General features: G+C 32.6%; 2 protein-coding genes. One reads left to right on the top strand and one right to left on the bottom strand.

The window, feature by feature from the left end; translation table 11 throughout:
• Nucleotides 1-93: 93 nt before the first annotated feature.
• On the bottom strand, nucleotides 94-1,035 hold the full coding sequence (locus GVV58_RS15110) for a replication initiation protein (RefSeq protein WP_004729701.1): 942 nt from the start codon (nucleotides 1,033-1,035) through the stop codon (nucleotides 94-96).
• 826 nt (nucleotides 1,036-1,861) lie between these two features.
• Here GVV58_RS15110 and GVV58_RS15105 point away from each other — a divergent pair.
• The gene (locus GVV58_RS15105; RefSeq protein ID WP_005173627.1) at nucleotides 1,862-2,491 is read left to right on the top strand and encodes a hypothetical protein; all 630 of its coding nucleotides are present in this window, start codon (nucleotides 1,862-1,864) and stop codon (nucleotides 2,489-2,491) included.
• Nucleotides 2,492-2,576: the final 85 nt, after the last annotated feature.

Below are 2,576 nucleotides of genomic sequence, written 5' to 3'. Positions count from 1 at the left end.
TGATTAAAAAAATGAATGCCAATGAAGCCAATAAAGAAAAAATACTCGCTGAACTCAACGAGTATTTAACAGAAGATCGGGATAGACAGCTTTTTAACCTTTAAAATCTGTTTCAGTCCGCAAGGCTTTAAATATACGTTTTGCGGTTTCCTCTCTGACTGATTTTGGATCTCGTAAAATATTAGCAATCCAAATTGCAAATGCTTGATAGTCTTTTGCTCCAGCTAGATCACTAATACTACCTACTTTTGACAAAATAGAGCTGTAGGTATTGATTTGACCATCAGACAGACTGCGGAATATATCTAGTGTTTCTTGCTCTCGCTCTGATGCTATTAATCTAGGCTTGGGCTTCTCTCTGACAGTAAACTTAAAGCCAACCACAGAACGCCCTTTTTTAACGTTTTCATAAGTTAGGGCAATATCTGTATTAGCTGTGATCTCATCTAGTGATGGATTGATAACACGTTTTTTTAGATTACTTAGATCGTGATAAGACTCAGGTAAGCCAAATTCAGTTCTTATTTTTTCTAAAGACATTTCAAATTTTCCCATAGCCTGATGTTTTTTAGCTAAGTGATAAAAATCGAATGAGTAATCTTTTTTTAGACTAAGTACGATGTCTTTTTTGTACTTTGTATATGGATTTAATTTATCAAATTCTGTAAGCATCAATAAAACGATCTCAGGGAATCGAATTGCAATACCTCCATCTTCATAAATGCAATCAATTACCCAATTAGACAGAACACGTTTCCCTCTTTCATTGTTATAAGAAAAACTACGCTTAATCAGATTTCTACTTGCTACTTCTAACTGTGTATATGCTGAATGCGTTTTAATTCCACACTCTTCAGCGAATTTTTCAGCGGTAATCATAATAGGATCTTTTTCTGTTGCTTGAGTAGTTCTAGCAATTGGACTAGCAAGTATCAATATACGCTTTTCATCAATATTCATACTCTTAAAACATTCTTGAATATTATTTTGCATCACAACCCAAGAAGGTGGATACGTTTTTTTATTTTCGTCCATATAACTACAATGCCTATTAAGTACTTTTTCGGATATGTACCTATATAGTATATTATTGCTTAAAATTTGACTATTATTTTTGTACTTTTTTAAAAAAAGTACATCTAAATTTGTGTACCTTAATGTCCGGTAAAAGTACTTTTTAAGTCCGGTAAAAGTACTTTTTTAAATGCGTTTTGTCCGGTAAAAGTACTTAGTTGTCCGGTAAAAGTACTTTTTTAAAGTCTGAAAGCCTTGCTAGATATGGGCTAGAAGGGGGTCTAAAAGCTTTTAAAAGCTTTTTAAAAGATAAAAAAGGAAAATACAGAAAATAAAACAGCCCTATGCCCTCGCTAAAGCTCGGACGTTTTAACCTCGCTTTCGCTCGGTTGAGGGGCTGTTTTTTTCAAATATGAATTGAGGATTTAATAAAAAAAGAAACTATGCCTTCGCTTCGCTCAGTAGTTTTTATGCTCGCTTCGCTCCTCTAGAATTTGACCAATACAGTTCGCACCCATTCGGGATGCTCTGTATCTTTCGTTACGAAGCAAAAGGGAGCTTGTAATCAGGGAAAAGGCAGAAGCGAAATTTTAATGCCAGGTGGTCGCTCGTAGACACTCGCTCGGCTCTTACTGGAATGATTAAAATATCTAATCAAAACCGTGGAACATTGATTAAAGAATATCCGTGGAACATGAAAAATCATAAAAAAAGCCCAAACGGGCTCGATTGGGCTATAAACTAGAAACTACAGCATTGATTTCTAAGTGGAATTATAACGTATTTCGTATAAGGTGTATTATGTTAATTTTAGGAAATCTTAAGATAATTATTAATGAGTGACTTAATGAATAAAGAAATTTCTGTATTACTGCATGACGTTCCTACTCATGCAGATTACGCATGTGATGCAACAGATTTAGATCCAGAAGATATTCCTGAAGATCGTATAGAACAAGTCATAAATTTATTAAATTCTTCTGATGAAAATATTGTATTTAAGGCAGCAAAACTTCTGACTAATTGGGGACAATCCTCTGGTTTTGATGCATTAGTAAATTTATTAAATGAAAATAAATTAGATGGTTATATAGATCATCGTTTACATGGTTATGATGATACACTTCAGCATGTACTTAGCGCTTTTGTTCGTTATTGGGCATTCCAAGCTGATCTAGGATTTGGTGAGCAGGCTAGAATAAAAATATTTCATCCTATACAAAAGATTATAGAAATATCTAATACAGAACCATTTGATATTAGTCGCTTATTTTGGTTAATTGATGATGAAAAATACGATGAATATATTCCTTTAATTAAAAACCATTTAATCCAAATAATAGATCATCCTGAATTACAATTTTGGAAAATCCATGATGCTATTGAACTGATGCTGAAATTAGAGCCTGAGTTTGTTCATAATTTATTAGAAGAAAAAGGCAAAACATTGGAAGACTTTAAAATTAACACTTTATAAAGTTATACATTTAACATAATGGCTGTTATACGAAATTTGATTGATTTTTACTAAAACACTATTTGAAAATATAAAAAAAAGCCCA

The organism is Acinetobacter sp. 18QD2AZ41W, assembly GCF_009829025.1.
Lineage (GTDB): Bacteria > Pseudomonadota > Gammaproteobacteria > Pseudomonadales > Moraxellaceae > Acinetobacter > Acinetobacter pseudolwoffii.
This window is presented reverse-complemented; position numbering and strand designations above follow the sequence as displayed.